Source organism: Phenylobacterium sp., assembly GCF_030680185.1.
Lineage (GTDB): Bacteria > Pseudomonadota > Alphaproteobacteria > Caulobacterales > Caulobacteraceae > Phenylobacterium.
The window spans coordinates 82,658-105,811 of sequence record NZ_JAUXVZ010000056.1; the positions used below are offsets into that span (position 1 = coordinate 82,658).

35 protein-coding genes and 2 pseudogenes are annotated in these 23,154 nt (G+C 65.7%); 5 read left to right on the top strand and 32 right to left on the bottom strand.

Going from position 1 to position 23,154, the window contains the following annotated elements:
* Positions 1–89: 89 nt before the first annotated feature.
* The gene (locus Q8L83_RS16180) at positions 90–1,016 is read left to right on the top strand and encodes an ABC transporter ATP-binding protein (RefSeq protein ID WP_305288746.1); all 927 of its coding nucleotides are present in this window, start codon (positions 90–92) and stop codon (positions 1,014–1,016) included.
* On the top strand, positions 1,006–1,881 hold the full coding sequence (locus Q8L83_RS16185) for a hypothetical protein (protein ID WP_305288748.1): 876 nt from the start codon (positions 1,006–1,008) through the stop codon (positions 1,879–1,881). Before Q8L83_RS16180 ends, Q8L83_RS16185 begins: the two co-directional genes overlap by 11 nt.
* Before the next feature lie 196 nt (positions 1,882–2,077).
* Here the strand turns inward: Q8L83_RS16185 and rplQ are convergent, their stop codons facing one another.
* The 28 genes and pseudogenes from rplQ to rpsJ form a co-directional block, all read right to left on the bottom strand.
* On the bottom strand, positions 2,078–2,497 hold the full coding sequence (gene rplQ / locus Q8L83_RS16190) for a 50S ribosomal protein L17 (protein WP_305288750.1): 420 nt from the start codon (positions 2,495–2,497) through the stop codon (positions 2,078–2,080).
* Positions 2,498–2,618: 121 nt separating this feature from the next.
* Positions 2,619–3,638: a DNA-directed RNA polymerase subunit alpha gene (locus tag Q8L83_RS16195; protein ID WP_305288752.1), complete on the bottom strand. Its 1,020-nt coding sequence runs from the start codon at positions 3,636–3,638 to the stop codon at positions 2,619–2,621.
* 88 nt (positions 3,639–3,726) lie between these two features.
* Positions 3,727–4,116 carry a 30S ribosomal protein S11 gene (gene rpsK / locus Q8L83_RS16200; RefSeq protein WP_013268944.1) on the bottom strand — a complete coding sequence of 130 codons (390 nt, stop codon included), beginning with the start codon at positions 4,114–4,116 and terminating at the stop codon, positions 3,727–3,729.
* Positions 4,117–4,125: 9 nt separating this feature from the next.
* A complete protein-coding gene (gene rpsM / locus Q8L83_RS16205) occupies positions 4,126–4,494 on the bottom strand; it encodes a 30S ribosomal protein S13 (RefSeq protein WP_305288767.1) in 369 nt (122 codons plus the stop codon).
* Positions 4,495–4,621: 127 nt separating this feature from the next.
* Positions 4,622–5,350, bottom strand: coding sequence for an energy transducer TonB (locus Q8L83_RS16210; protein ID WP_305288769.1), 729 nt, complete (start codon positions 5,348–5,350; stop codon positions 4,622–4,624).
* Between the two features lie 58 nt (positions 5,351–5,408).
* Positions 5,409–5,981 (bottom strand): adenylate kinase, encoded by a 573-nt coding sequence (locus Q8L83_RS16215; protein WP_305288771.1) that lies wholly within the window; start codon positions 5,979–5,981, stop codon positions 5,409–5,411.
* Between the two features lie 23 nt (positions 5,982–6,004).
* A complete protein-coding gene (gene secY / locus Q8L83_RS16220; protein ID WP_305288773.1) occupies positions 6,005–7,396 on the bottom strand; it encodes a preprotein translocase subunit SecY in 1,392 nt (463 codons plus the stop codon).
* A gap of 260 nt (positions 7,397–7,656) precedes the next feature.
* Positions 7,657–8,103, bottom strand: a pseudogene (gene rplO / locus Q8L83_RS16225) (50S ribosomal protein L15); the annotation flags it as partial.
* 157 nt (positions 8,104–8,260) lie between these two features.
* Entirely contained in the window at positions 8,261–8,458 is a 198-nt protein-coding gene (gene rpmD / locus Q8L83_RS16230; protein WP_292100103.1) for a 50S ribosomal protein L30, read from the bottom strand.
* 4 nt (positions 8,459–8,462) lie between these two features.
* Complete coding sequence (gene rpsE, locus Q8L83_RS16235) at positions 8,463–9,083, bottom strand: 30S ribosomal protein S5 (protein ID WP_305288780.1); 621 nt, start codon at positions 9,081–9,083, stop codon at positions 8,463–8,465.
* A gap of 12 nt (positions 9,084–9,095) precedes the next feature.
* On the bottom strand, positions 9,096–9,458 hold the full coding sequence (gene rplR / locus Q8L83_RS16240; RefSeq protein ID WP_305288782.1) for a 50S ribosomal protein L18: 363 nt from the start codon (positions 9,456–9,458) through the stop codon (positions 9,096–9,098).
* A gap of 3 nt (positions 9,459–9,461) precedes the next feature.
* The gene (gene rplF / locus Q8L83_RS16245; protein ID WP_305288784.1) at positions 9,462–9,995 is read right to left on the bottom strand and encodes a 50S ribosomal protein L6; all 534 of its coding nucleotides are present in this window, start codon (positions 9,993–9,995) and stop codon (positions 9,462–9,464) included.
* Position 9,996: 1 nt separating this feature from the next.
* Positions 9,997–10,395 carry a 30S ribosomal protein S8 gene (gene rpsH, locus Q8L83_RS16250; RefSeq protein WP_292030131.1) on the bottom strand — a complete coding sequence of 133 codons (399 nt, stop codon included), beginning with the start codon at positions 10,393–10,395 and terminating at the stop codon, positions 9,997–9,999.
* A gap of 14 nt (positions 10,396–10,409) precedes the next feature.
* Positions 10,410–10,715: a 30S ribosomal protein S14 gene (rpsN, locus tag Q8L83_RS16255; protein ID WP_056615252.1), complete on the bottom strand. Its 306-nt coding sequence runs from the start codon at positions 10,713–10,715 to the stop codon at positions 10,410–10,412.
* 19 nt (positions 10,716–10,734) lie between these two features.
* Positions 10,735–11,295 (bottom strand): 50S ribosomal protein L5, encoded by a 561-nt coding sequence (rplE, locus tag Q8L83_RS16260; RefSeq protein ID WP_300467194.1) that lies wholly within the window; start codon positions 11,293–11,295, stop codon positions 10,735–10,737.
* A complete protein-coding gene (rplX, locus tag Q8L83_RS16265; RefSeq protein WP_304881624.1) occupies positions 11,295–11,603 on the bottom strand; it encodes a 50S ribosomal protein L24 in 309 nt (102 codons plus the stop codon). Before rplX ends, rplE begins: the two co-directional genes overlap by 1 nt.
* A 2-nt stretch (positions 11,604–11,605) precedes the next feature.
* Positions 11,606–11,974 (bottom strand): 50S ribosomal protein L14, encoded by a 369-nt coding sequence (gene rplN / locus Q8L83_RS16270; RefSeq protein WP_055832151.1) that lies wholly within the window; start codon positions 11,972–11,974, stop codon positions 11,606–11,608.
* An 18-nt stretch (positions 11,975–11,992) separates the two neighbouring features.
* Complete coding sequence (rpsQ, locus tag Q8L83_RS16275) at positions 11,993–12,241, bottom strand: 30S ribosomal protein S17 (RefSeq protein WP_055832150.1); 249 nt, start codon at positions 12,239–12,241, stop codon at positions 11,993–11,995.
* A 10-nt stretch (positions 12,242–12,251) separates the two neighbouring features.
* Positions 12,252–12,449 (bottom strand): 50S ribosomal protein L29, encoded by a 198-nt coding sequence (gene rpmC / locus Q8L83_RS16280; protein WP_298097848.1) that lies wholly within the window; start codon positions 12,447–12,449, stop codon positions 12,252–12,254.
* The gene (rplP, locus tag Q8L83_RS16285) at positions 12,446–12,889 is read right to left on the bottom strand and encodes a 50S ribosomal protein L16 (protein WP_284223197.1); all 444 of its coding nucleotides are present in this window, start codon (positions 12,887–12,889) and stop codon (positions 12,446–12,448) included. Before rplP ends, rpmC begins: the two co-directional genes overlap by 4 nt.
* Before the next feature lie 5 nt (positions 12,890–12,894).
* A complete protein-coding gene (rpsC, locus tag Q8L83_RS16290) occupies positions 12,895–13,644 on the bottom strand; it encodes a 30S ribosomal protein S3 (RefSeq protein ID WP_305288808.1) in 750 nt (249 codons plus the stop codon).
* Positions 13,644–14,024: a 50S ribosomal protein L22 gene (gene rplV / locus Q8L83_RS16295; RefSeq protein ID WP_305288810.1), complete on the bottom strand. Its 381-nt coding sequence runs from the start codon at positions 14,022–14,024 to the stop codon at positions 13,644–13,646. The genes rpsC and rplV overlap by 1 nt, the downstream gene beginning before the upstream one ends.
* Before the next feature lie 3 nt (positions 14,025–14,027).
* Positions 14,028–14,306: a 30S ribosomal protein S19 gene (gene rpsS / locus Q8L83_RS16300; protein WP_305288812.1), complete on the bottom strand. Its 279-nt coding sequence runs from the start codon at positions 14,304–14,306 to the stop codon at positions 14,028–14,030.
* A 2-nt stretch (positions 14,307–14,308) separates the two neighbouring features.
* On the bottom strand, positions 14,309–15,142 hold the full coding sequence (rplB, locus tag Q8L83_RS16305) for a 50S ribosomal protein L2 (RefSeq protein ID WP_305288814.1): 834 nt from the start codon (positions 15,140–15,142) through the stop codon (positions 14,309–14,311).
* 4 nt (positions 15,143–15,146) lie between these two features.
* Entirely contained in the window at positions 15,147–15,452 is a 306-nt protein-coding gene (locus tag Q8L83_RS16310) for a 50S ribosomal protein L23 (RefSeq protein ID WP_055832134.1), read from the bottom strand.
* The gene (gene rplD, locus Q8L83_RS16315) at positions 15,452–16,153 is read right to left on the bottom strand and encodes a 50S ribosomal protein L4 (RefSeq protein ID WP_305288817.1); all 702 of its coding nucleotides are present in this window, start codon (positions 16,151–16,153) and stop codon (positions 15,452–15,454) included. Before rplD ends, Q8L83_RS16310 begins: the two co-directional genes overlap by 1 nt.
* A complete protein-coding gene (gene rplC, locus Q8L83_RS16320) occupies positions 16,153–16,914 on the bottom strand; it encodes a 50S ribosomal protein L3 (protein ID WP_305288819.1) in 762 nt (253 codons plus the stop codon). The genes rplD and rplC overlap by 1 nt, the downstream gene beginning before the upstream one ends.
* 20 nt (positions 16,915–16,934) lie before the next feature.
* Positions 16,935–17,240, bottom strand: coding sequence for a 30S ribosomal protein S10 (gene rpsJ, locus Q8L83_RS16325; protein WP_003164367.1), 306 nt, complete (start codon positions 17,238–17,240; stop codon positions 16,935–16,937).
* A gap of 730 nt (positions 17,241–17,970) precedes the next feature.
* On the opposite strand from rpsJ, the gene Q8L83_RS16330 reads away from it, so the two are divergent.
* A complete protein-coding gene (locus Q8L83_RS16330; protein ID WP_305288832.1) occupies positions 17,971–18,738 on the top strand; it encodes a hypothetical protein in 768 nt (255 codons plus the stop codon).
* A 147-nt stretch (positions 18,739–18,885) separates the two neighbouring features.
* Here the strand turns inward: Q8L83_RS16330 and Q8L83_RS16335 are convergent, their stop codons facing one another.
* The 3 genes from Q8L83_RS16335 to Q8L83_RS16345 all read right to left on the bottom strand — a co-directional run bounded on the left by Q8L83_RS16335 (position 18,886) and on the right by Q8L83_RS16345 (position 21,953).
* Positions 18,886–19,776, bottom strand: coding sequence for a GIN domain-containing protein (locus tag Q8L83_RS16335; RefSeq protein WP_305288834.1), 891 nt, complete (start codon positions 19,774–19,776; stop codon positions 18,886–18,888).
* 105 nt (positions 19,777–19,881) lie between these two features.
* Positions 19,882–20,799 carry a cupin-like domain-containing protein gene (locus tag Q8L83_RS16340; protein ID WP_305288837.1) on the bottom strand — a complete coding sequence of 306 codons (918 nt, stop codon included), beginning with the start codon at positions 20,797–20,799 and terminating at the stop codon, positions 19,882–19,884.
* Between the two features lie 5 nt (positions 20,800–20,804).
* Positions 20,805–21,953: a GNAT family N-acetyltransferase gene (locus Q8L83_RS16345; protein ID WP_305288840.1), complete on the bottom strand. Its 1,149-nt coding sequence runs from the start codon at positions 21,951–21,953 to the stop codon at positions 20,805–20,807.
* A 156-nt stretch (positions 21,954–22,109) separates the two neighbouring features.
* On the opposite strand from Q8L83_RS16345, the gene Q8L83_RS16350 reads away from it, so the two are divergent.
* Together Q8L83_RS16350 and Q8L83_RS16355 are read left to right on the top strand one after the other, a co-directional pair.
* Positions 22,110–22,280, top strand: a complete 171-nt coding sequence (locus Q8L83_RS16350; protein ID WP_305288842.1) for a hypothetical protein — start codon at positions 22,110–22,112, stop codon at positions 22,278–22,280.
* Positions 22,281–22,355: 75 nt separating this feature from the next.
* Positions 22,356–22,745, top strand: coding sequence for a DUF302 domain-containing protein (locus Q8L83_RS16355; protein ID WP_305288844.1), 390 nt, complete (start codon positions 22,356–22,358; stop codon positions 22,743–22,745).
* A 114-nt stretch (positions 22,746–22,859) separates the two neighbouring features.
* Here the strand turns inward: Q8L83_RS16355 and tuf are convergent.
* A pseudogene (gene tuf / locus Q8L83_RS16360) lies at positions 22,860–23,154 on the bottom strand (elongation factor Tu); the annotation flags it as partial.

A 23,154-nucleotide genomic window follows, 5' to 3' on the forward strand; every position in this document is an offset into this window, starting at 1 on the left:
GGTTCCGGGTCACCCCGCAAGCCGAGGTTGCGAAAGCTTAATGCCGCAACGCCTTGCGCGACGCCGCGGCACAAGGTCAACCTGCCGGCATGACAGCCGAGATTGAATCGCCCGTGATCCAGGTGACGGGGCTCACCAAGACCTATGGCAGCGTCCGCGCCCTCGACGGGCTGGACCTCTCCATTCCCAGGGGCGGCGTCTATGGCGTGCTCGGACCCAACGGGGCCGGCAAGTCGACCCTGTTCCGTATCCTGCTTGGCCTGATCCGGCCGACGGCGGGCACGGCGACCATCATGAACGGGCCGGTCGGCGACATCGCCCCCATGCGCCTGACGGGCTCGATGATCGAGACCCCGCGTTACCCCCCCTTTATGACGGCGCGGCAGGTGCTGAGCTGGCTGGCGCTGGAACACGGCATCGCCGGCACGGCCGACATTCCCTACTGGCTGGAGCGGGTCGGCTTGTCCGAAGCGGCGGACCGCAAGGTGCGCGGCTTCTCCGTCGGTATGATGCAGCGCCTCGGCGTCGCCGCCGCCCTGATCAGCAAGCCTGAACTGATCATTCTCGATGAACCGACCAGCGGCATGGATCCCCCCGGCATCCAGGAGATGCGGGCCCTGATCCGCAGCCTCGCCCATGACGACGGCCTGACGGTGGTTCTGGCCAGCCACCAGCTGCTCGAGGTCCAGCGCGTCTGCGACCGCGTCGCCATCCTCAACAAGGGCAAGCTGGTCCGCGAAGGTGCCGTCAGCGAACTGACCGCCGTGGGCGAACGTCTGCGTCTTTCCGTCAGCCCGGTCGACCAGGTGCTGGCCGCGCTGGGAACCAAGGGCGTGCGCGACGGCGACGCCGTCCTGGCCGACATCCCGCGCACCGAGGGCCCCGCCCTGATCCGCGCCCTGGCCGAGGCCGGCGTCGACATCCATGAGGCGCGCTGGGTCGGCACCGACCTGGAGGCCATCTTCTTCACCGAGACGGGGGCCGTGCAGGCACCGGAGACGATCCATGCTGGTTGATGCCATCCGCGCCGAAGGCTTCCGCCTGACGAAGAACAGGACAGCCCTGTTCTGGAGTCTGGTGTTCGTGCCGATCATCGCCATCGTGATCGGGGGCCTGACCAATTTCGTGCTCAAGGGCAGCGAGACCAAGCTCCTCGGCGACACCAAGATGCCGCCCGAGATGCGCGAGGCCCTGCTGAACCGCGGTACCCTGGACATGGGCGGGGCGCTGGTCGAGGCCGCCGCCAGCCTGGCCAATCCGCTGGTCCTGCTGTTCGTCCTGATCGGGGCGGCGACGGTCTATGCCGGCGACTACCGCTGGGAGACCTGGCGGCTGATCAGCGCGCGCAACAGCCGCATCAACCTGCTGCTCGCCAAGCTGGCGGTGGTGGCCGGACTGGCGCTGGCGGCCATGGGTTTCATGCTGGTGGCCGACGTGATCGAGAATCTGATCAAGGCGGCGGTGTTCGAACGGACCCTGACCTTCACCCTGACCGGCGAAGGCGCGGCGCACTTCATCGGCTATTTCGCCCTGTCGCTGCTGCGCATCGTGCAGTTCACCATGATGGGGATGCTGGCGGCGGTGATGACCCGCTCCCTGCTGGCGGCGCTGTTCGTGCCGCTGGTGTTCGGGGTGGCGCAGTTCTTCACCACCAATCCGCTGATGCAGATGGGTGTGATGCCCGACGCCTGGCTGGCGATCCTGGTCAATCCGGGCTCGGCGACCGATGCCATCCAGGCGGCGATCGGCGGCGGCGAGCGCGCGGCCGGCCTGCCGGACGGCATCCTGCTGAAAGCCTGGTTCAGCGTCGCCCTGTGGACCCTCGCCCCGCTGGCCGGGGCCCTGGCCTGGTTCCGGCGTCAGGACCTGTCCAAGGAATAGGTCTCAGAGCCGCTTTTCCATCCAGACGTTGCAGCGGGCGTAGGGCGGCGGCCGGGGCGGCAGGTCGATGAATGTCAACGTCGGCTGTCGACATGGGCCCTCCCTGACCTTCATCCGGGGACGCTTCGGACAAAGAAAAAGGGCGGCCCGCTGTGCGCGGACCGCCCTTTTCTCAAGCCCCTGACGGGAAGCGGACTTACGCTTCTTCGTCGCCCTCGATGGCATAGACCGGACCCGAGTCCAGGCCCTTGGCGTCGGTGTCGCGATCGACGAACTCGATCACGGCCATGGCGGCGTTGTCGCCGTGGCGATAGCCGGCCTTCATGATGCGGATATAGCCGCCGTTACGTTCGGCGTAGCGCGGGCCGATCGTTTCGAACAGCTTGCCGACCTGCGGCACGTCGCGCACGGCACTGATGGCCTGACGACGGGCGTGCAGATCGCCCTTCTTGGCGAGCGTGACCAGCTTTTCGACGAAGGGACGCAGTTCCTTCGCCTTGGGCAGGGTGGTCGTGATCTGCTCGTGCTTGATCAGCGACGCAGCCATGTTGGCGAACATGGCGGTCCGGTGTGCGCTCGTACGACCGAGCTTGCGATAGGCGGCGCCGTGGCGCATCGGGGTCTCTCCTACTCAACCCTGGTTTCCGCACACACCCTGACAAGGATGGCCGGACCTGGGGCTCTCTCATTCTAACCGCTCCGCGATCCCGGGTGGGATCAAGGGCGGAGGGTTGAAACTAGATCTGGTCGTCGAACTTCTTGGCCAGGTCTTCGATGTTTTCCGGCGGCCAGTTGGGCACATCCATGCCGAGGCTGAGCCCCATGGTCGCCAGCACTTCCTTGATCTCGTTCAGCGACTTGCGGCCGAAGTTCGGGGTGCGAAGCATTTCGCCCTCGGTCTTCTGGATCAGGTCGCCGATGTAGACGATGTTGTCGTTCTTCAGGCAGTTGGCCGAACGCACCGACAGTTCCAGCTCGTCCACCTTCTTCAGCAGGGCCGGGTTGAAGGGCAGGTCCGGCTTGCCGTCGACGGCTTCCACTGGCTTCTTCGGCTCGTCGAAGGTGATGAAGATCTGCAGCTGGTCCTGCAGGATGCGCGAGGCGAAGGCCACGGCGTCCACAGGCGACACAGCACCATTGGTTTCGACCTCGAGGATCAGCTTGTCATAGTCCAGCGACTGGCCCTGACGGGTCGGCTCGACGCGATAGGCGACGCGCTTGACCGGCGAATACAGGGCGTCGACGGCGATCAGGCCGATCGGGGCGTCTTCCGGACGGTTCAGCTCGGAGGCGACATAGCCCTTGCCGTTCTGGACAGTCAGTTCCATCCGCACCGAAGCACCCTCGTCGAGCGTGCAGATGATGTGGTCGGGGTTGAGGATCTCGATGTCCGAGGGGACGTCGATCTGGCCGGCCGTCACGGCACCGGGGCCCGTGGCGCGCAGGGTCATGCGCTTGGGGCCTTCGGCGTGCATGCGCAGCGCCAGTTGCTTGATGTTGAGCACGATGTCGACCACGTCCTCGCGCACGCCTTCCAGCGACGAGAATTCGTGCACAACGCCGTCGATCTGGATCGCGGTCACGGCGGCGCCTTGCAGCGACGACAGGAGAACGCGGCGCAGGGCATTGCCGAGCGTCACGCCGAAGCCGCGTTCCAGGGGCTCGGCGACCAGGCGCGATTTGCGCTGCGGGTCGGAGCTCGCCTCGATCTGCGGCTTCTCGGGACGGATCAGCTCTTGCCAGTTACGTTCGATCATGGGTGTCCCTCGAAAACGGAGCGCCGGTCCCTCGCCCCTCGTCAGGCGCGCCAGGACCGGCGGAGATAGGTAGTCAGTCTAGGTTCGCTTAGACGCGGCGGCGCTTGGGCGGACGGCAACCGTTGTGCGGCATCGGCGTGACGTCGCGGATGGTGGTGATGGTCAGGCCGACCGACTGCAGGGCGCGCAGTGCCGACTCACGGCCGGAACCGGGACCCGAAACGTTGACTTCCAGCGTCTTGACGCCGTGTTCCTGGGCCTTCTTGCCCGCGTCTTCGGCGGCCATCTGGGCGGCGTAGGGGGTCGATTTGCGCGAACCCTTGAAGCCCATGTGTCCGGCCGACGACCACGAGATCGCGTTGCCCTGGGCATCGGTGATCGTGATCATGGTGTTGTTGAAGGACGCGTTCACGTGGGCGACGCCCGAGGTGATGTTCTTGCGCTCGCGCTTCTTTACGCGACCCGGTTCCTTGGCCATGTGTCTGTCTTACTTCTTCTTGCCGGCGATCGGCTTGGCGGGACCCTTGCGGGTGCGGGCGTTGGTGTGGGTGCGCTGACCGCGGACCGGCAGGCCCTTGCGGTGACGCAGGCCGCGATAGCAGGCCAGGTCCATCAGACGCTTGATGTTCATCGACGTCTCACGGCGCAGGTCGCCCTCGACGGTGTGATCGCGATCGATAGCCTCGCGGATCTGCAGCACCTCGGCGTCGGTCAATTGATTGACCCGACGGGCGGCTTCGATGCCGACCTTGGAGGTGATGTCCTTGGCGGCGTGAGCGCCGATGCCATGGATATACTGCAGCGCGATCTCTACGCGCTTGTTGGTCGGGATGTTGACGCCAGCAATACGGGCCACGAAGCTCTCCAGATACGCATTGACGGACGCAACAAACGCTCCGGTCAACAGACCAGGAGCGCCGACGTCCTTCGCGGAAGTCCGGCCTTATACAGGGGATTCCCGGCGCGTCAACGGTCGGTCGACCTCAACGCCGACCTTGCGGGCCGAACTCCACGCCGAAGGTGGCCTCGGCGTCCTCCACCGGACGCCCGCCCTGGGTCGGGGGCGCGGCCCTGAAATGGACGACCGTGGCCAGGGCCGCCGCGCCGAAGCCCTGCCCGGCCGGGCTCTCACGCACCACGCGGCAGTTGTCCAGCCGGCTGTCGAGACGGATGCGGCAGCTGAGCAGCACATTGCCGCTGATCCGCGCCCGTCGCGCCGCAAGCGGATAGACGCGCTGGATCTCGGCCGAGGAGGCCCCGGCGACCAGACGCCAGCGGGTGCCGCCACTGCCCGGGCCCGAGCCGGAACCCTGCCCCATGCCGGTTCCGGTACCCTCCCCGCCCTGACCCATGCCCGGCGTCGGTCCGGCCTCGGGCGCGGCCCCGACGACCAGGGCCGGCTCGGGTGCCGGAACGGGCGGCGCGATCACCTCACGCGGCTTGTCGGCGGGCTTGGGCGGGACATGGACGCGGGACGGCGCGGCCGGCGCGCCACCGCCCTGGGTGCGGGCCGGCTCGACCGGCGGTGGTGGCGGCGGGGGCGGCGGCCGATACAGGAAGACACTGACCACGGCCTGTTCGGCCGGCGGCGGCACCGGCGCATCGGCGCGGGCCATGATGCTGAACACGCCCAGATGGGCCAGGGTCACGCCCACGACGATGCCCAGCTTGCGCAGCCGGTCGGTGTTCAGCAGGGAGGGTTCAGGGTTCACGGGCCGATCCTATCACGCACGACTGAACGCGCGGGACGCCGGATCGATCAGACGGGGTTCAGGCGGCGGTGCCGTCCAGCACCGCGTCGATGGCCACGGCGACGGTGGCGATCGCGCCCATGCCGTCGATCTCGGACAACAGGCCCTTGTCGGCATAGTAGGGCAGCAGCGGTGCGGTGTTGCGATTGTAGGCGTCCAGCCGGACCTTGAAACTGTCCGGATTGTCGTCCGGACGGCCCTGGTCGGCGAACCGCACGGCGACCCGCTTGAGCAGGGCGTCGTCATCGACCTTGAGGCGAATGACGTGGTCGATCTTCTTGCCCAGCTTGGCCAGCATGGCGTCCAGCGCCTCGGCCTGGGCCACGGTGCGGGGGAAGCCGTCGAAGATGGCCCCACCGGCGTCCTCGGCCTCTTTCAGCCGGGCTTCGATCAGGGCGATGACGATGGCGTCGGAGACCAGGTCGCCGCGCGACATCAGGGCCTGGCACTCACGCCCCAGTTCCGTGCCCGAGGCGATGGCCTCGCGCAGCATGTCACCGGTCGACAGCTGGACCATGCCGCGGGCCTCGACCAGCCGCTTGGCCTGCGTGCCCTTGCCCGCCGCCGGCGGTCCGAACAGAACCAGGTTCATCGCCGCCCCCTAACCAGCCCGGCCTAGCGCCGGGCGGGCGCGGTGACGCCCTTGCCGCGAGTCTTGTCCCGACCGCGCAGCTTGGCCTTCTTGATCAGGCCTTCGTACTGGTGGGCCAGCAGCTGGGACTGGATCTGGGCCACGGTGTCCATGGTCACCGAGACCACGATCAGGATCGAGGTACCGCCGAGGATGACGCCCGTGGTTCCGGACATGCCCATCATGATCTCCGGCAGCACACAGACGGCGGCGATATAGGCGGCGCCGATGGTGGTCAGTCGGGTCAGCACATAGTCGAGATATTCCGCCGTCCGCTTGCCGGGGCGGATGCCCGGCAGGAAGCCGCCGTATTTGCGCAGGTTCTCGGCCGTGTCCTCGGGGTTGAAGGTGATCGAGGTGTAGAAGAAGCAGAAGAAGACGATCAGCGAACCGTACAGCAGGATGAACAGCGGCTGGCCGTTCTGCAGCATGCCGGTGACGACCGGCAGCCATTCCATCCACGGCGGCAGGTTCGCCGTGGCCACGAACTGGGCCACGGTCGTCGGCAGCATCAGCAGCGACGAGGCGAAGATCGCCGGGATGACGCCGGCGGTGTTGAGCTTCAGCGGCAGGAACGAACGCTCGCCCCCGGCCATCCGGTTGCCTTCCTGGCGCTTCGGATACTGGATCAGCAGTCGACGCTGGGCCCGCTCCATGAAGACGATGAAGACGACCAGACCGATGGCCATGGCGGAGAAGAACAGCAGGGCGAAGGGCGACATCTGGCCCTGGTAGGCCAGGCCGAACATGCGGGCGACCGTGCCCGGCAGGACGGCGACGATGCCGGCGAAGATGATCAGCGAGATACCGTTGCCGACGCCGCGCGCCGTCACCTGCTCACCCAGCCACATCAGGAACATGGTGCCGCCCGTCAGGGTGGTGACGGTCGAGACGATGAAGAACACGCCCGGCGCGTCGATCAGGCCCGGCGTGGCGTTGAGGCCAAAGGCGATGCCCGTCGACTGGAACAGGGCCAGCACGACCGTCAGATAGCGGGTGTACTGGTTCAGCTGCTTGCGGCCGCTCTCGCCGCCTTCCTTCTTCAGCTTCTCCCACGGCGGATAGACCGCGCCCATCAGCTGGACGATGATCGAGGCCGAGATGTAGGGCATGACGTTCAGGGCGAAGACGGCCATGCGCTCGACCGCGCCGCCCGAGAACATGTTGAACATGTCCAGCACGCCGCGTCCGCCTGCCGGGTTCTGGAAGAACTGCAGGAAGGCTTCCGAGTTGATGCCCGGAATCGGCACATAGGTGCCGATCCGGTAGACCAGCAGGGCCATCAGCGTGAACAGCAGACGCTTATGCAGCTCGGTCGCCTTCGCGAACGAGCCCATGTTCATGTTTGCTGCGAGTTGTTCGGCGGCCGAAGCCATATGGTGTCACCCCGACTGATCAGAACCTGACGCGGCGGAGATGAATCCGGCGTCTGCGTCCAGATAGGCGAAGGGCGCCCGCTTAGCGAGGGCGCCCTCCTGTCTTATTTCGCGGCGGTACGCGCTGCGGTACGGGTCGTGCGAGCCGAGATCTTGTTGGCGTCGCCACGCGGAGCCTTGGCCGGCGGAGCCTTGCCCTTGGCGGCGTTGCGCTTCTCGATGCGCGCGGCGGCCTTGGCTTCAGCGGCGATACGCTGCTGCTCGATGGTGCCACCGGCGGCCTCGATGGCCTTGATGGCGCCGGCCGAGGCCGACCAGACGACCAGGTTCAGCTTGCCCTTGATCTCGCCGGTGCCCAGCAGACGGACGCCGTCCTTGACGCGACGGATCACGCCGGCGGCCACCAGGGCCTCGCCGTTGATCTCGGCCTTGATGTCCAGCTTCTTGGCATCGATGGCGTCCTGCAGGCGCCACAGGTTCACTTCGGCCAGCTTCAGGGCGTTGGCGTTGTTGAAGCCGCGCTTGGGCATCCGCATGTACAGCGGCATCTGGCCGCCTTCGAAGCCGCCGATGGCGACGCCCGAACGCGACTTCTGACCCTTGACGCCACGACCGGCGGTCTTGCCCTTGCCCGAACCCGGGCCACGGCCGACGCGCATGCGCTTCTTGTGGGCGCCCTCGTTGTCGCGAATTTCGTTCAGTTTCATGTGCCTGATCCTTTCGGGTGCTAGCGCCCGGGCCAATCCAATTAAAGGGGGCCCGGACTCGGCGTTGAAATAATTGAAGGGCCGCTTCTAGGCGGCCCCCTTCAGCATCGCAAGACGCGAGACGCCCTCCCCCGGATGGGGAAGGGCGAAACACGGCTTATTTTTCGACGATCTCGGTCAGGTGGGCGACCTTGGCGATCATCCCGCGAACCGAGGGGGTGTCTTCCAGCGTGGACTCGCGGCCCATGCGGTTGAGACCCAGACCCATCAGGGTGGCGCGCTGATCCGACTTGCGGCGGATCGGGCTGCCCGTCTGACGGACGGTGACGGTGGTCTTGGATTCAGTCTTGGCCATGGTCTCAGGCTTCCTGGGCTTCAGGCGCCGCTTCCGGAGCCGAGGCGCCGTCGTTGCGGCGACCCATCAGGTCGGCGACCTTCTTGCCGCGCTTGGAGGCGACCTGACGCGGCGACGACTGGACCTTCAGAGCTTCGAAGGTGGCGCGGATCATGTTGTAGGGGTTCGAGGAACCGGTCGACTTGCCGACGACGTCCTGGACGCCGAGGGTTTCGAGCACGGCGCGCATCGGACCGCCCGCGATGACGCCCGTTCCGGGAGGAGCGGCGCGCATCATGATCTTGCCGGCGCCCCAACGGCCCGAGCCGTCGTGGTGCAGGGTGCGGTTCTCGCGCAGCGGAACGCGGATCATGGTCTTCTTGGCTTCTTCGGTCGCCTTGCGGATGGCTTCCGGCACTTCGCGCGCCTTGCCGTGACCGAAGCCGACGCGGCCCTTGCCGTCGCCGACGACCATCAGGGCCGCGAACGAGAACCGGCGGCCGCCTTTGACGGTGGCGGCGACACGGTTGATGTGCACCAGCTTCTCGACGATGTCCGAATCCGGGCCGTCAGCCTGGGGACCGTTGCGGTTGTCACGACGGTTGCGATCGTTGCCGCCGCCGCCGCGTTGGGGTGTTTGCGCCATCTGTCGCGTCCCTTAGAAATTCAGACCGGCTTCACGCGCGGCATCAGCCAGCGCCTTCACCCGACCGTGATAGATGTAGCCGCCGCGATCGAAGACGACGTCCGTGACGCCCTTCTCGATGGCGCGTTCCGCGACCAGCTTGCCGATCATCGCAGCAGCGGCGACGTCCGAACCCTTGACCTTCTTGCCCTTCTCGCCTTCCAGCGAGGAAGCGGCGGCGATCGTGACGCCGTTGAGGTCGTCGATGATCTGGGCCGAGATGTTCTTGTCCGAACGGTGCACCGACAGGCGCAGACGGCCATTGGAGACAGCCTTCAGGCGGCGGCGAGTGCGCTCGGTGCGGCGCTGGGCTTGTTGTCGAAGAGAAAGAGCCATGACTTACTTCTTCTTGCCTTCCTTGCGCCGGACCTTTTCGCCCGTGTAGCGGACACCCTTGCCCTTGTAGGGCTCCGGCGGACGCAGCTTGCGGATGACGGCGGCGATCTGACCCACGGCCTGCTTGTCAGCACCCGAGATCTTGATTTCAGTCTGCTTGGGCACCGCGAAGGTGACGCCGGCAGGCGGCTGGATGTCGACGTCGTGCGAGAAGCCGAGCTGCAGCGACAGGGCATTGCCCTTCATCGCGGCGCGATAGCCCACGCCGACCAGGTCCAGGCTCTTTTCAAAGCCGGTGGTGACGCCGACGACCATGTTGTCGACCAGGGTACGCGACAGGCCCCACATGGCCCGCGAACGCTGGTTGTCCTCACGCATGGTGAGGTTCAGGCCGTCGTCGCCCTGGGCGACTGCGATCTCGTCGGCGACGGTCCAGGAGCGTTCGCCCTTGGGACCCTTCACCGAGACCGTCTGGCCGTCGAGCGTGACAGTCACGCCCTTCGGCACTTCAATGGTGCGTTTTCCGATACGGGACATCTTAGTAGACCCTGCAGAGGACTTCGCCGCCCACCTTGGCTTCGCGAGCCGCGGTGTCCGACATGACGCCCTTGGACGTGGAGAGGATCGAGATGCCGAGGCCGTTCTTGATCGGCTTCAGGTCGGAGATCGCGGAGTAGACGCGGCGGCCCGGCTTGGACACGCGAGCGATCTCGGCGATGACCGGCTGGCCGTCGAAGTACTTCAGCTCGATCTCGAACTGCGGGAATTCGCCGGGGTTCTGAACCAGCGCATAGCCGCGGATGTAGCCCTCGTCCTGCAGCACGTCGAGGACGCGCTGGCGCAGACGGGAAGCCGGGGTGAGCACCTTGGAACGTTTGCGCATGTGCGCGTTCCGGATGCGAGCGATCATGTCGCTCAGGGGATCGTTGATCATCATATCTGTCGCTCCCCTTACCAGCTGGACTTGGTGAGACCCGGGATCTGACCCAGGTTGCCGAGTTCGCGCAGGGCGATCCGGCTCATTTTGAGCTTGCGATAGAAGGCCCGCGGACGGCCCGTCACTTCGCAGCGGTTACGAATCCGGTTGGCGGCCGAGTTGCGCGGCAGCTTGGCCAGCTTGAGGCGCGCCTCGAAGCGCTCCTCGAGAGGCAGGGATTCGTCGTTGGCGGTCGCCTTCAGGGCGGCACGCTTGTCGGCGTATTTCGCGACGAGGGCCTTGACCATCTCGTTGCGGTTTACGGCGCTTTTCTTAGCCATGGTTTCTTTCCCTTCCCGCTCAGTTCGTCACGAACGGGAACTTGAACTCGGTGAGAAGCGCGCGTGCCTCGTCATCGGTCTTGGCCGTGGTGCAGACGATGATGTCCATGCCCCACATCTGATCGATCTGGTCGTAGTTGATCTCCGGGAACACGATGTGTTCCTTGAGGCCCATGGCATAGTTGCCGCGACCGTCGAACGAGGTCGGCTTGAGGCCGCGGAAATCCTTCACGCGCGGCAGCGCGATCGTGATCAGTCGATCGAGGAACTCGTACATCTGGTCGCCGCGGAGGGTGACCTTGCCGCCGATGACCATGCCTTCGCGCAGCTTGAAGCCGGCGATGGAGTTACGGGCCTTGGTGGCAACGGGCTTCTGACCGGCGATGGCCGCCAGGTCCTTGAGGGCCGCGGTGGCCTTCTTGGAGTCAGCCACGGCTTCACCGATGCCCATGTTGAGGACGATCTTGTCCAGCTTGGGCATCTGCATCGGGTTGGTGTAGCCGAACTTCTCGGTCAGCACGCCCTTGATGCGCTCGTTGTAGTCGCCCTTGAGGCGCGGGGTGTATTTGGTGTCAGCCATCAGATGACGTCTCCCGTCGTCTTGGCGAAGCGAACCTTCTTGTCGCCTTCCATACGGAAGCCGACGCGGGCTGCCTTGCCGTTGGCGTCGGCAATCGCGACGTTCGACAGGTGAAGCGACGCTTCCTTGTTCTTGATGCCGCCCTGGGGGTCGGCCTGGGTCGGACGGGTGTGGCGCTGGACCATGTTGATCCCCTGCACCATGACGCGGTTCGTGGTCGGCAGAACCTTGGTCACCTTACCGGTGCGACCCTTGTCCTTGCCTGCGAGCACCACGACGTTGTCGCCGGTTTTGATCTTGGCGGCCATGACTACAGGACCTCCGGAGCCAGAGAGATGATCTTCATGTGGTTCTTGGCGCGCAGTTCACGGGGAACCGGGCCAAAGATCCGCGTGCCGACCGGCTCGTTCTGCTTGTTGACGATGACGGCGGCCGACTTGTCGAAACGAATGACAGAGCCGTCCTTGCGCATGATGTCCTTGGCGGTGCGCACGACGATAGCGCGCACGACGTCGCCCTTCTTCACGCGGCCGCGAGGAATGGCTTCCTTCACCGAAGCGACAATCGTGTCGCCCACCGAGGCGTAGCGGCGCTTGGAGCCGCCCAACACCTTGATGCACATGACCCGGCGAGCACCCGAATTATCGGCTACCTCCAGGTTAGTTTGCATCTGGATCATATGATCAGATCTTTCTGATTACGAGGCCGAGGCCGAGGAGTCCGACAGGACTTCCCAGCGCTTCAGCTTGGACTTGGGGGCGCACTCAATGATGCGGGCCTGGTCACCCACCTTGAGGGCGTTGGCTTCGTCGTGAGCGTGATACTTCTTGGACAGGCGCACGATCTTTTTAAGGACCGGGTGCAGCAGCGTGCGTTGGACGACGACGACGACAGTCTTGTCGCCCTTGTCGGAGACGACCACGCCTTCGAGAACTCTTTTCGGCATCTTCGTTTCCTTAGACCGCTGCGCGATTTGCACGCAGGAGCGTGGAAATACGGGCGATGTCCTTGCGCACTTCCGAGACCCGATGGGTCTTTTCCATCTGGCCGGTAGCAGCCTGGAAGCGCAGGTTGAACTGTTCCTTCTTGAGCTTCAGCAGCTCGTCGGACAGCTGGTCGGGCGTCTGGGCCCGGAGGTCGGCGATCTTGGTCATGCGCCTACGTGCTCCACGTGCGAGACGCCGGCGTCGAGGCGGGTGACCACCTTCGTACGGACCGGCAGCTTGGCGGCGCCAAGACGCAGGGCCTCACGGGCGATGTCGTCCGGCACGCCGTCGATTTCAAACAGGATCCGGCCCGGGTGGCAGCGTGCCGCCCAGTGATCCACGGCACCCTTGCCTTTACCCATGCGGACTTCGGCCGGCTTGCCCGTGACGGGCAGGTCGGGGAACACGCGGATCCAGACGCGGCCCTGGCGCTTCATCTGGCGGGTAATCGCGCGGCGGGCCGCCTCGATCTGACGCGCAGTGATACGTTCCGGCTCCACCGTCTTCAGGCCGTAGGACCCGAAGTTCAGCGAGAAACCACCCTTGGCGGCACCGTGGATACGGCCCTTGAAGGCCTTGCGGTATTTGGTTTTCTTAGGCTGCAGCATTTTCCCTAGCCCTCACGGCCACGACGGGGACCACGGTCACCACGGGGGCCGCCGCGTTCACGGCCTTCGTTGGACGACGGACCAGCGGCCTCGATGGCCCAGCGCTTGTCCTGCGCCATCGGGTCATGCTCGAGCACTTCGCCTTTGAAGACCCAAACCTTCACACCGATGATGCCGTAGGTCGTCTTGGCCTGGATGAAGCCGTAGTCGATGTCAGCGCGCAGGGTGTGCAGCGGCACACGACCTTCGCGATACCATTCCATCCGCGCGATTTCGGCACCGCCGAGGCGGCCCGACACGTTGATGCGAACGCCCTTGGCGCCGAGACGCATGGCCGACTGCATCGAACGCTTCATGGCGCGACGGAAGGCGATCCGGCGTTCCAGCTGCTGCGCGATGTTCTCGGCGATCAGCTGGGCGTCCGTCTCGGGCTTGCGCACTTCGACGATGTTCAGGTGAACTTCACCCTCGGTACGCGCCGAGATGTCCTTGCGGAGCTTCTCGATGTCAGCGCCCTTCTTGCCGATCACGACACCCGGACGGGCGGCATAGATCGTCACGCGGCACTTCTTGTGCGGACGCTCGATGATGATGCGCGAGACGCCGGCGGCGTTCAGGCGCTCTTTCAGCCACGTGCGCAGCTTGATGTCCTGGTGCAGCAGCTTGGCGTATTCATCACCGCGGGCGAACCAGCGGCTGTCCCACGTACGGTTGACGCCGAGGCGCAGACCGATTGGATTGACTTTCTGACCCATCAGGCGGCCTCACCAGCTTCGCGGACCACGATGGTGATCTCCGCGAAAGGTTTCAGGATGCGCGACGAACGGCCACGAGCACGGCTCGCGAAACGCTTCATCACCAGGTTCTTGCCCACATAGGCCTCGGCGACGACGAGGTTGTCGATGTCGAGGTTGTGGTTGTTCTCGGCGTTCGACACGGCCGAATACAGCACCTTGCGGACGTCGGTGGCGATGCGCTTACGGCTGAATTCCAGCTCGTTCAGCGCCTTTTGCACCGGCAGGCCGCGGATCGACTGGGCGACCAGGTTCAGCTTCTGAGGGCTGATCCGGACGTTCACCAGCTTGGCGCGCGCTTCGGTCGGGGCGACCCGACGGGGGTTTTTTGTCTGGGCCATCAGTTACTTCCTTTTGGCCTTCTTGTCCGCCGCGTGCCCGGGGAATGACCGGGTCGGGGAGAACTCGCCGAACTTCATGCCAACCATTTCTTCGGAGACGGACACCGGCACATGCTTGAGGCCGTTGTGGACACCGAAGGTCAGGCCGACAAACTGCGGCAGGATGGTGGAGCGGCGCGACCAGGTCTTGATCACGTCCTTGCGGCCCGACGTCGAGACGGCGTCGGCCTTCTTGAGCAGATACCCGTCGACAAACGGGCCTTTCCAGGAGGAGCGGGCCATCTTTAGCGAGCCTTCTTAACGTGGCGGGTACGGATGATGTATTTGTCCGTCGCCTTGTTCTTGCGGGTACGGGTGCCCTTGGTGTCCTTGCCCCACGGCGTAACCGGGGTACGACCACCAGAGGTCCGGCCTTCACCACCACCGTGCGGGTGGTCGATCGGGTTCATGGCGACGCCGCGAACGTGCGGACGCCAGCCCATGTGACGAACGCGACCGGCCTTGCCGAGGTTCTGGTTCATGTGGTCGGGGTTCGAAACCGCGCCCACCGTGGCCATGCAGCCGTCGAGGACCATGCGAAGCTCGCCGGAGCCGAGACGGATCTGGGCGTAACCCTGATCGCGACCGACCAGCTGGGCGTAGGCACCGGCCGAACGGGCCAGCTGGGCGCCCTTGCCCGGCTTCATTTCGATGTTGTGGATGATCGTGCCGATCGGCACCGAGCGCAGCGGCATCGCATTGCCCGGCTTCACGTCGACCTTCTCACCCGCCACGACCGTGTCGCCCGCCTTCAGGCGTTGCGGCGCGATGATGTAGTTCTTCTCGCCGTCCTCATAGATGACGAGGGCGATGAAGGCGGTCCGGTTCGGATCGTATTCCAGGCGTTCGACGGTCGCCGTGGCGAACTTCCGGCGCTTGAAGTCGATCTTGCGGTACAGCGTCTTGGCGCCACCGCCGCGGAAGCGGACGGCGATACGACCACCGGCACCACGTCCGCCCGACTTGGTCAGGCCTTCGGTGAGTGACTTTTCCGGACGCCCCTTGTGGAGCTCCGAGCGGTCGATCAGCACCAGGGCGCGACGGCCCGGCGATGTCGGATTGTATGTTTTCAAGGCCATCTGATCAGAGCCCCGTGGTGACGTCGATCGACTGGCCTTCAGCCAGCGTCACGATCGCTTTTTTGATGTCGACCCGACGGCCCATGATGCCGCGGAAGCGCTTGGTCTTGCCCTTCTGGACGAGGGTGTTGACCTTCAGGACGTTGACCTTGAACAGGCTCTCGACCGCAGCGGCGATCTCGTCCTTGGTCGAAGTCCCCGAAACGCGGAAGACGACCTTGTTCTGCTCCGACAGGATCGTGGCCTTTTCCGTGATGATCGGAGCCAGGATGGTGTCGTAGTGTTTTGCTGTGGGGTTGGCGCCAGCCATCACGCGGCCTCCTTCTTCGTCTTGGCAGCCGGTTTGGCAGCCAGGGCGGCCTCGGCTTCACGACGTGACGGGGTGTAGTCCTTGTAGGTGGCTTCGATGGCCTCAACCGCCGCCTTGGTCAGCACCAGCTTGTCGGCGCGGAGGATGTCATAGACATTCAGACCGGCGTTCGACAGCACATCCACCATCGGGATGTTGCGGGCGGCCAGACCGAAGTTGGTGTCAACTTCCGGACCGGCGATGATCAGGGTGCGGGTCCAGCCCAGCTTGCCGAGGGTTTCGCGAAGACCGGCGGTCTTGGCGTCCTTCAGGGTCAGGCTGTCGACGACGACCAGGTCACCGGCGACGACCTTGGCCGACAGCGCATGACGCAGGGCCAGGGCACGAACCTTCTTGGGCAGCGAGAAGCCGTGGTCGCGAACGACCGGGCCGAAGGCGCGCGAACCACCGACGAACTGCGGGGCACGACGCGAACCGTGACGAGCGCCGCCGGTTCCCTTCTGCTTGTACATCTTCTTGCCGGTACGCGAGTTCTCGTTCCGGGTCTGGACCTTGTGGGTACCGGCACGGCGCTTGGCCAGCTGCCAGTTGACGTAACGGGCCAGGATGTCGCCGCGAATGTCGGTGATGCCGAAAACGGCGTCCGACAGATCGACGTCACCGGCGGCCTTGCCGTCGAGTTTGATGACAGAGAGTTTCATTACGCTTCACCGCCTTCGGTGGTCTCGACGGCCGGGGCATCCTCGGCCGGCGTTTCAGCCGGTTGAGCCGCAGCAGCAGAGCCGCCCTTGGACTTGACGCCACCGGGGAACGGGGCATCGGCCGGACGGGCCTTCTTGATGGCGTCGCGAACCTTGACCCAGGTGCCTTCGTGACCGGGGACAGCGCCCTTGATCAGCAGCAGGCCACGCTCGACGTCGACGCGGAACACGGTGAGGTTCTGGGTGGTGACGACTTCACAGCCATAGTGGCCGGCCATCTTCTTGCCCTTGAACGTCTTGCCGGGGTCCTGACGTTGACCGGTCGAACCGTGCGAACGGTGCGAGACCGAAACACCGTGCGACGCCCGCAGACCACCGAAGTTCCAGCGCTTCATGGCGCCGGCGAAGCCCTTGCCGATGGTCTCGGCCTGGACATCAACCTTCTGGCCCGCGACGAAATGGTCTGCCGAGAACTCGGAGCCCACATCCATCATGGCGTCCGCATCGATGCGGAACTCAGTGACATAGGCCTTGGGTTCCACTTCCAGCTTGGCGAAAGATTCGCGCTGAGCCTTGTTGGTATTCTTGGCCTTTTTGGAGCCAGCACCCAGCTGCAGGGCGACGTAGCCGTCCCGCTCCTGAGTCCGCTGACCCACAACCTGACAGCCATCCAGCTGCAAGATTGTGACTGGAACATGCGCGCCGTCTTCAGCGAAGACACGCGTCATACCCAGTTTCTTGGCGATCACGCCCGTGCGCATCGGATCCCGCCTCTTTCTTATTAAATCTTGATCTCGACATCCACACCGGCGGACAGGTCGAGCTTCATGAGCGCGTCCACAGTCTGCGGGGTGGGGTCGACGATATCGAGGACACGCTTGTGCGTGCGAATTTCAAACTGCTCACGCGACTTCTTATCGACGTGCGGCGAGCGGTTCACGGTGAACTTTTCGATCAGGGTCGGCAGCGGGATCGGACCGCGAACGGTCGCGCCCGTGCGCTTGGCCGTGTTGACGATCTCGCGCGTCGAAAAGTCGAGGACGCGGTGATCGAAGGCCTTGAGCCTGATGCGGATGCTTTGATCCATATCGGTCGTATTTCCCAAGCAGGCGAACCTGCGTCCCTGTGAACCATTTCAAAGACCGAAGGTCTTCAGGCACGAATGCCTTCAGAGTACGCACGTCCGCAAAAACGATCGGCCCACGCAGCGAACCGCGAAGGCCGTTGAAGTCCTGGGTCACTGCAAAGAACAGGGTCTCAGGTCGTTCCCGCGAACCGCGTCTGCACCCCGAAAAACGAGTGGGGTGCACAGCCGGTCCAACAAGAGTGGGGGCTTATGACGGGCGATTCCGATTTGGTCAAGCGGCGAAACCGTGGCGAACGCCTTTCACGGCGGGCCTTCAGCCATGAGTGGCGTCGGCATCGACGGCACACGCCTTATAGTACGTCTCCCAGACGACATCATGGCCGTCCGACTGTCGCGGATGTCGCCGGCCGCCTCCCCAGACCAGCAGGCGGGATCAGCCCGACCGGGCGCAGGTCCGCCCCCCCATGGGACGACTCACCCCCGGGGTGATTGATCCGGGCACGGTGCGAACCATGGCCGCCCTCCCCGCTTTCTGACATCCCGTAGAGAGTGCGCCGTTATCTATCCGTGCCTTCGCCGCAGGTCCGCCACAATGCGTATCCGGCCGGCCACACATGCCTCAACCGACTGTTTCATGTCGGTTTTGTAATAGCAAAGCTGTTTCAGCCGCTGGTAGCCCGACACCACCGCAGCGCGACTCCCCGCGCCTGCCGAAATGGACAAGTCGAACATGAAATCCCTTCTTCTCGCCACGGCCGCCCTTGCGACCTTCGCCGCCGCCCCCGCCTTCGCCCAGGACAGCGTCGGCTCGATCGGCGTCTCCTACGCCAACACCGACGTCGACGTCGCCGGCCTCAGCGCCGACGGTGACATCGGTACCATCAGCGCCAATTTCGCCCTGCCGGTCACCGCCGACTGGACCGTGACCCTCGACGGCACCTTCGCCTATGTGTTCGAAGGCGATCCCGACGTTGACGACAGCTCGGTCAGCGGTCGCGTCCACGCCAGCCGCCAGTTCGGCAACGTCCGCGTCGCCGGCTTCGCCGGTGGTGCCGAAGCCTTTGACGAGCAGCTGTGGTCCTTCGGTGGCACGGTCCAGTCCTACATGGACAAGGTCACCCTGACCGGCTCGCTGGCCTATGAGACCATCGAGAGCGCCGATGCCGACATCTGGACCCTGGGTGGCGACGCGGCCTATTACGTCAACCCCGACTTCCGCCTCAACGCGGGTGCCGGCTGGACCACGATCGACGCCGGTGGCCTCGACTCCGACGGCTGGCAGGCCAATGTCGGCGGCGAGTACCGCCTCGCTGGCACCAACATGAGCGTGACCGCCAACTACACCCACGCCGAGTTCAACGACTTCGACATCGCAGCCGACACCGTCATGCTCGGCCTGCGCTTCTCGTTCGGCGGTGACCTGCAGACCCGCGAGCGCTCCGGTGCGGACCTGGGCCGCACGGCCGCCGGCATCGGTGCCCTCGCCGGCGCCTTCTAGGCCACTCGAACCGACGGACAGACAGAAGCCCCGGCGGAGCGATCCGCCGGGGCTTTTTGTTGCGCCCGCCGCCGGGCCGCAGACATGAAAAAGGCCCGGAGGGTTCCACGCTCCCGGGCCTTCTCACTCGCGGCGACTGATGGGGGATCAGGTGCCGATGCGAATATCCCCGGCCCCGACGATCGACCGGCTGACCGAGCCGGTGGCGCGGGCCACGACGACATCGCCCGAGCCGGCGATCGAGATGTCGACATCACCGGCGACGCCGTTGAACTGGACGTCACCTGAACCGGCGATGCTGACGCTCAGGCTCGGAGCCGTGCCGGCCCGGACCCTGACGTCGCCGGCACCGGCGATGCTGATGTCGGTGGGTCCATCGACACGGGCGACGGTGACATCGCCCGCACCGGCCACCGAGACCTCCAGGCGCTGCGTCGCACCCGCCGTCATCGATCCGGCCCCCGCGATGCTGGCGTCCAGCGCGGTCGAGGTTCCGGCGCGCATGTCACCCGATCCCTTGATACTGAGGGACAGCGGCCCTTCGGTATTGGCCACATTCCAGGTGCCGCAGCCGCTGGTGTCGAGCTCGACCGAGGACGCGCCGCGTCCCACCGAGCCGAACACCGCGCCCGAGGCGTCGACGTCCACGTCCCTCGGCGTGCGGATAACGACCAGGGGGGCGTCGGACAGACTGACCCGGCCAAGGTTGCGGACCTCGACCGAGGCCCCGTCACCGGGCTGGCCGGTCCCGGGCCCCGACCGGCAGTTGCGGATGGAACTGCGGCCGAACAGGCCCCGCCGACCCAGGCCGCCGTCGATGCGCACATCGTCGCCGTTGCGGGTGACGCGAAGCGCCGGAAGGCCGGAGGTGCCGGGGTCGACCTCCACGGCGATGTCGGCCCGGTCCTCGACGATGACGACGACGCGGGCGACCGCGTTCTCGATCTCGACCTCGGGGCCGTGGCCCGGCTTGGCCAGGGCGGGGACGGCCATGGCGGCCATGGCCATGACGATGGCGGACGTGATGACGGGTTTCATGATGGGTTCCCTCTCCGGATTGTGGCCGGAAGGTGCGACCCTCGTGTCGCCGAGTCACTTTAAATCGAGGTCATGACCTCGTTGTAAGAAATGCCCGACCGACGATCAGCGCGACAGCGCCCCGGCACCGTCCTCGGCCCCGAGCTCGGGTTCAAAGTCGCGTTCGAAGCCGGCGATCCGGCTCTTCAGGGCTCCGACCCGCTTCAGCGCCAGCGAGGCGGCCCAGCGCGCCGCCAGCTCCGGTGCCGCCATCCGGTCGGTCATGCGCGGACGCCCGCCGCGGCTGCGCAGCACGGCGTTGGTGAACAGGGCCCCGTTGCGGAAGCGGGTCGGCCAGGTCTGGAACTCGATCGACAGGGAGACGCAGAACCGGTCGAGGTTCTCCACCCGGTGCGGCGCATAGAAGGGCCAGGTCAGGGCCTGGCCCGGCTCCAGGTCCATGACCTGGGCGTCGGCCTCGAAGGCGCGGACATAGGGCAGTTCCTCGGTCGTCTGACGCGACACCACCTGTTCCATGTCGACCTCGGCCAGATGGGCCTCGTCGCCCGGATAGACGAAGATCCGCTTGCGACCGCGCAGGTGGAACAGCACCACGCCCGCCGCGTCGAAATGATAGGGCACCCGCGCCTTGGGCGAGGACAGGATCAACTGGCCCGAGCTGTTGACCGCGCGCAGCCCGGCATAGGCCCCCTGAACCCGCGTGAACTCGTCCATGGCGGCGGCCCACAACTCGGGCCAGCCGGTTTCGACTGAACGCAGATTGACCCACAGCCGCCCCTGCTGGATCGCGGCCAGCAGTTCCTCGCCGTTGAGCCGCCCCCGCGCGCCGGTGCGCAGCGAGACCTGACCCTCGTCGTCATAGTCATACAGGTTGATGTCGAACAGCTCGGCCGGATAGCGGTCGAGCATCTCCGCCAGGGCCGCGTCGGAGGCGAAGCCCTGCTCGACCAGACTGTGCGGATGCACCGCCGCCTCGGCGATCGGGCCGGCATAGCGGGTGCGGGTCTGGGGGCTGGTCTTCATCGATTTCAGGCCGGAACCCGGCCGGCACCGGCCCGGACCTTGGTGAGGGCCGCGCCCGCCGCCTGCATGGCTCCCCGCATCCGCGCGCCCGGCGTCGTCTCGCAGGCTTCGATCGCGGCCCAACGGCGACGCACGCTGGTGCGCAACTGATCGCCCCGCCCGCCACCGGCCAGGTTCAACGCCCCGACCGCCGCCTGGCTCATGCTCGCGCCCAGACCCGGCTTCACCACCACCGCCTCGCGCACGACCTTGTAGCCGTTGCAGAAATATTTCTTGTACGGCTCGCCCTCGAACCCGAAGTCGAAGCTGCGGTAGCCGCGTTCCGCTGCCAGCCGCATCGTCTCCAGGCTCAGCAAAATGCCCGGCGAACAACGCGACAGGGCGGGATCATAGCCCGGGAACCAGAAGTGACACTGGGTACCGGCGTGCAGCGAATACTCCACCGCCGTCAGCCGGTCGCCGGCCCACAGCGCAGCCATTGAGGCCCCGAAGCCGTCGCCTTCCGCCTTGAGCAGGGCGTGCAACAGGTCGGCGGTCCAGCCGCAGGCGAAAATGTCATGGCGGGCCGTGCGCTGGTACTGGTCGCGCTTGAGGTCGATCAGCCAGTCCAGCAGGGCCGGATCGCGCAGCGACCGCTCGATGCGCAGCGGACCCAGCTCGGCCTCCATGCTGCGCCGGGCCCGCTCCTTGTCCTTGAAGAATTTGCCCTGGCTGGCGCGGCGCTCGGCGTACCAGCCGTCATAGCCGTCCTCGCCCAGTTCGACCTGGACGGTGCGGCGGTCCTCGCCGAGGGCGGTCGGCCCAACCCAGGCGGTCAGGTTGAGGCGGGCAGCCCCCAGCGCCTCGGCCGCCTCCTCCAGCTCCGGCGTCTTCCACGGCAGCGAAATGATGCCGTGATAGTCGTTCATCGGCGCGGCCAGCGGCTGGATCGCGCCACCGCGGCGCTGGTGCGGGAAGAATCCGATGGTCTGACCGCGGCGCGAGAACACGGCCACGGCCGAGCCGGGACTGACGCGTCCGGCGACCTGGGCGAACTCGGGCCGGAAATAGGGACTGCTCAAGGCGGGATTGTCGGCCAGCATCGCCCGCCATTCAGCCCACTCGGCCTCGCCGAGCGTGTCGATGCCAACGATGTCTACCTTCAGAGGGGCCATGGATCCGTCCTTCGGCGCTCCGTGACAGACCGCCTTTCCTGCAGGGTTCTAGCCCGGGGCCCGTTTCAGGTCGGTGAGCGTTCATGGTGAACAAAATCTGTTGGAGCCATGCGACCTGATCGGCGTTGCTTCGGGGAACCATTCAAGGGAGTTCCCATGACCCAGGCCAACCGACCCTCCAGTCGCGAAAGTGAGACCGAAGACCAGCGCCCGCCGGCGCGGGAAGGCAGGCCACCCCGTCCCGCCACCGAGCCAAAGGGTTCGGAGGGCTCGTCCAATTCCGGCGAGTCCGCCACCGATCCGGCCACCGGCAAGCCCAACCCCTGATCGGCCCGACGCTGCGTCTCCCGTCCGTGCAACGGTCACCGCCGGACGGCGTTCATCCCGATGAAGGGAGTCTCCATGAGCTACTATTTCAGCAAGATCACCGACCGCCCGTTCGAAGAAACCGTGGCCCGCACGCGCGAGGCGCTCAAGGCCGAGGGCTTCGGCATCATCACCGAGATCGATGTCACCGGTACCTTCAAGGAGAAGCTGGATATCGACTTCCGGCCCTACATCATCCTCGGAGCCTGCAATCCCAAGGCCGCGCATGAGGCGCTGGCGATGGAGGACAAGGTCGGCGTGATGCTGCCCTGCAACGTCATCGTCCAGCAGTTGCCGTCCGGTTCGGGCACCGAGGTCGCCGCCGTCGACCCCGCCGCCTCGATGTCGGCCATCGACAACCCGGACCTCAAGGCCAAGGCCGCAGAGATCGGCGCCAACCTGCGCCGCGCGCTCGACAGCCTCTGACGTCTGGCCTGTTGATCAGACAGCAAAACGGCCCCCGGATCGCTCCGGGGGCCGCTCTTTTGATTGGCCTATGCTCGCCCCGGACCTGATCCGGGGCTCGCGGCTTGAGGCCTTTTACTCCGTGATCTTGCTCACGACGCCGGCACCAACCGTGCGGCCGCCTTCGCGGATGGCGAAGCGCAGGCCCTGGTCCATGGCGATCGGGGTGATCAGCTCGACGTTCAGCTCGGCGTTGTCGCCGGGCATGATCATCTCGACACCCTCTTTAAGGTGCACGATGCCGGTCACGTCCGTGGTGCGGAAGTAGAACTGCGGGCGGTAGTTGGTGAAGAACGGCGTGTGACGGCCGCCCTCTTCCTTGTTGAGGATATAGGCCTCAGCGAGGAATTTCGTGTGCGGGGTGATCGAG

Bases quoted from the DNA above. Each gene is read 5' to 3' on its own strand.
- secY (WP_305288773.1), bottom strand. From the start codon at position 7,396: ATGGCTTCGGCCGCCGAACAACTCGCAGCAAACATGAACATGGGCTCG.
- rplC (WP_305288819.1), bottom strand. From the start codon at position 16,914: ATGCGCACGGGCGTGATCGCCAAGAAACTGGGTATGACGCGTGTCTTC.
- rplE (WP_300467194.1), bottom strand. From the start codon at position 11,295: ATGGCTGACACCAAATACACCCCGCGCCTCAAGGGCGACTACAACGAG.
- rplP (WP_284223197.1), bottom strand. From the start codon at position 12,889: ATGCTGCAGCCTAAGAAAACCAAATACCGCAAGGCCTTCAAGGGCCGT.
- rplB (WP_305288814.1), bottom strand. From the start codon at position 15,142: ATGGCCTTGAAAACATACAATCCGACATCGCCGGGCCGTCGCGCCCTG.
- rpsC (WP_305288808.1), bottom strand. From the start codon at position 13,644: ATGGGTCAGAAAGTCAATCCAATCGGTCTGCGCCTCGGCGTCAACCGT.
- rpsH (WP_292030131.1), bottom strand. From the start codon at position 10,395: ATGATGATCAACGATCCCCTGAGCGACATGATCGCTCGCATCCGGAAC.
- rpsS (WP_305288812.1), bottom strand. From the start codon at position 14,306: ATGGCCCGCTCCTCCTGGAAAGGCCCGTTTGTCGACGGGTATCTGCTC.
- rplX (WP_304881624.1), bottom strand. From the start codon at position 11,603: ATGGCCGCCAAGATCAAAACCGGCGACAACGTCGTGGTGCTCGCAGGC.
- Q8L83_RS16330 (WP_305288832.1), top strand. From the start codon at position 17,971: ATGAAATCCCTTCTTCTCGCCACGGCCGCCCTTGCGACCTTCGCCGCC.
- Q8L83_RS16335 (WP_305288834.1), bottom strand. From the start codon at position 19,776: ATGAAACCCGTCATCACGTCCGCCATCGTCATGGCCATGGCCGCCATG.
- Q8L83_RS16345 (WP_305288840.1), bottom strand. From the start codon at position 21,953: ATGGCCCCTCTGAAGGTAGACATCGTTGGCATCGACACGCTCGGCGAG.
- rplD (WP_305288817.1), bottom strand. From the start codon at position 16,153: ATGAAACTCTCTGTCATCAAACTCGACGGCAAGGCCGCCGGTGACGTC.
- rpsK (WP_013268944.1), bottom strand. From the start codon at position 4,116: ATGGCCAAGGAACCGGGTCGCGTAAAGAAGCGCGAGCGCAAGAACATC.
- Q8L83_RS16195 (WP_305288752.1), bottom strand. From the start codon at position 3,638: ATGATCGAACGTAACTGGCAAGAGCTGATCCGTCCCGAGAAGCCGCAG.
- Q8L83_RS16185 (WP_305288748.1), top strand. From the start codon at position 1,006: ATGCTGGTTGATGCCATCCGCGCCGAAGGCTTCCGCCTGACGAAGAAC.
- rpsQ (WP_055832150.1), bottom strand. From the start codon at position 12,241: ATGCCGAAAAGAGTTCTCGAAGGCGTGGTCGTCTCCGACAAGGGCGAC.
- Q8L83_RS16355 (WP_305288844.1), top strand. From the start codon at position 22,356: ATGAGCTACTATTTCAGCAAGATCACCGACCGCCCGTTCGAAGAAACC.
- Q8L83_RS16180 (WP_305288746.1), top strand. From the start codon at position 90: ATGACAGCCGAGATTGAATCGCCCGTGATCCAGGTGACGGGGCTCACC.
- rplR (WP_305288782.1), bottom strand. From the start codon at position 9,458: ATGGCTCTTTCTCTTCGACAACAAGCCCAGCGCCGCACCGAGCGCACT.
- Q8L83_RS16340 (WP_305288837.1), bottom strand. From the start codon at position 20,799: ATGAAGACCAGCCCCCAGACCCGCACCCGCTATGCCGGCCCGATCGCC.
- rpsN (WP_056615252.1), bottom strand. From the start codon at position 10,715: ATGGCTAAGAAAAGCGCCGTAAACCGCAACGAGATGGTCAAGGCCCTC.
- rpmC (WP_298097848.1), bottom strand. From the start codon at position 12,449: ATGACCAAGATCGCCGACCTCCGGGCCCAGACGCCCGACCAGCTGTCC.
- rpmD (WP_292100103.1), bottom strand. From the start codon at position 8,458: ATGGCCAAGACTGAATCCAAGACCACCGTCACCGTCCGTCAGACGGGC.
- rpsE (WP_305288780.1), bottom strand. From the start codon at position 9,083: ATGGCGCAAACACCCCAACGCGGCGGCGGCGGCAACGATCGCAACCGT.
- rpsJ (WP_003164367.1), bottom strand. From the start codon at position 17,240: ATGGATCAAAGCATCCGCATCAGGCTCAAGGCCTTCGATCACCGCGTC.
- rplN (WP_055832151.1), bottom strand. From the start codon at position 11,974: ATGATCCAGATGCAAACTAACCTGGAGGTAGCCGATAATTCGGGTGCT.
- Q8L83_RS16215 (WP_305288771.1), bottom strand. From the start codon at position 5,981: ATGAACCTGGTTCTGTTCGGACCGCCGGCGGCGGGCAAGGGCACGCAG.
- Q8L83_RS16310 (WP_055832134.1), bottom strand. From the start codon at position 15,452: ATGGCTGGCGCCAACCCCACAGCAAAACACTACGACACCATCCTGGCT.
- rplV (WP_305288810.1), bottom strand. From the start codon at position 14,024: ATGGCCCAGACAAAAAACCCCCGTCGGGTCGCCCCGACCGAAGCGCGC.
- Q8L83_RS16350 (WP_305288842.1), top strand. From the start codon at position 22,110: ATGACCCAGGCCAACCGACCCTCCAGTCGCGAAAGTGAGACCGAAGAC.
- rplQ (WP_305288750.1), bottom strand. From the start codon at position 2,497: ATGCGCCACGGCGCCGCCTATCGCAAGCTCGGTCGTACGAGCGCACAC.
- rplF (WP_305288784.1), bottom strand. From the start codon at position 9,995: ATGTCCCGTATCGGAAAACGCACCATTGAAGTGCCGAAGGGCGTGACT.